Below are 1,573 nucleotides of genomic sequence, written 5' to 3'. Positions count from 1 at the left end.
CAGCGCTGATCTCGTACTGGGTGGCGGCGTTACAAGTCGAAAACGACGAGCTGGAAAAACATTTACCCCAAGGTGAGTAGCTCTGCTCACCTTTTTCCTTCGTTTGCCTTCTCTATTTTTGCCCTTCTATCTGTTGCTTTGTCTATTCTACGCATCGACCAACGCAGACTTTACTTACTTTCTGCATCTATTCGCATCCACCATTAGTCGACGTTCGATATAAAAAACGCATCACAAGTGATACGTTTTTTGCGTCGTTGTTTGTAGTTTGTATTCGACTCTATTCGCAGTCGTCTTCATCGGCGTTAACTGGGAACAAACACATTAAGCGACTGAGGACGAATCTTGATCTCTAAACGACGGTCAGAATAGAGCTCACCGTCGATGACGTAGTCAATCGGCTTATCCGCAGTAATCGTTACCCCTGTCGCGCTCGCGTACTGAAACAGATTCGACTCATCCTGCGCACCGACGCTGGTTAATGTTAGATCCGACAACGCCACTAGGCGTCCACCCAGCGACTGAGTGTTATCAAGGTAGGTAATGTGCAATTTCCCATCATCAGGCCGCGGCGCGCCGCCACCTTGCGCTAACACGGTACTGAAGGGCGCGATGTTTGCCACGACGAAGCTGTGCACGTCCATCTCCTGACTCTCCCATGCTTGTTCACTCGCCGCCTGCCCTTCGAGGGTTACTTGCAGAGTTTGCACCTCTTCGGAAATAACAGCGTTAAAAAAGCCCGTTAAATACGCCAGTTGCCCAAAAGCATTTTTCTCTTCACGATGCGCGTGTTCAATCATCTTCTGTTCCAAGCCAATACCCAGCACCAACAGAATCAAACGCTGATTACATTCTGCGGTATCTATGCGTTGGCAATGACCTTCGAGAATGGCTTCACACGCTTTTTCCACCGGTGCTAACTTCACGCCGATGCCATACAGCACATGGCAAAGCGCATTCGCCGTGCCCAACGGTATGATGCCGAGCTTGATGTCAGTGCCGACCAACTGGCTCGCCACTTCAGTCACCGTGCCATCGCCACCAGAGACAATCACCTGATTCACACCACTTTGTTTAGCTTGCAGTGCGAGGCTTTCTGCACTGGTGGTTTCGTCCGTTTGGCGAATGCTGAGACGATATTTTTTGGTCAACTCACGAATCACATGTTGTTCGTATTGCAGCCATTTCCCACCGCCCGCGACAGGGTTTACCACCATCCAGGTCGGCTCATCGAGTGTTAGCACGCCTTTCTCACTGATCGCGCGCAGGGTTTTGATCTGCAGATTATTGAGCCTTGCAGTACTGCGCACGCGGTTAATTTTCTGCATCACCGATTCCACCGAGAGCGATGGGTCTTTACTCAGTAAATAAGCCGCCACCACAAACACCGAACGGCCACGCCCAAGTGCGCAATGCACAACCACAGAGCGCCCGCAGGCGATTTGGGTATCAATCCAATTCATCGCATGACGTAAACGCTCCAAGGTCGGCGCTTTATGATCCAGCACGGGAATAGAAAGGTAGTTGAATTGCTTGTCAGTCATGGCGCTTTCTAAACCTGCGAACTCCGCCG

General features: G+C 50.8%; 1 protein-coding gene. It reads right to left on the bottom strand.

Going from position 1 to position 1,573, the window contains the following annotated elements:
- Window positions 1-305: 305 nt before the first annotated feature.
- The coding region (locus tag R7Q38_RS23135; protein WP_318114429.1) for a diacylglycerol kinase family protein at window positions 306-1,573 on the bottom strand (1,268 nt) is incomplete at its 5' end.

Source organism: Vibrio sp. Vb0598, assembly GCF_033338935.1.
Taxonomy (GTDB): Bacteria; Pseudomonadota; Gammaproteobacteria; order Enterobacterales; family Vibrionaceae; genus Vibrio; species Vibrio alginolyticus.
Note: the sequence above shows the minus strand (reverse complement) of the source record. Positions and strands in the feature narration are given on the sequence as shown.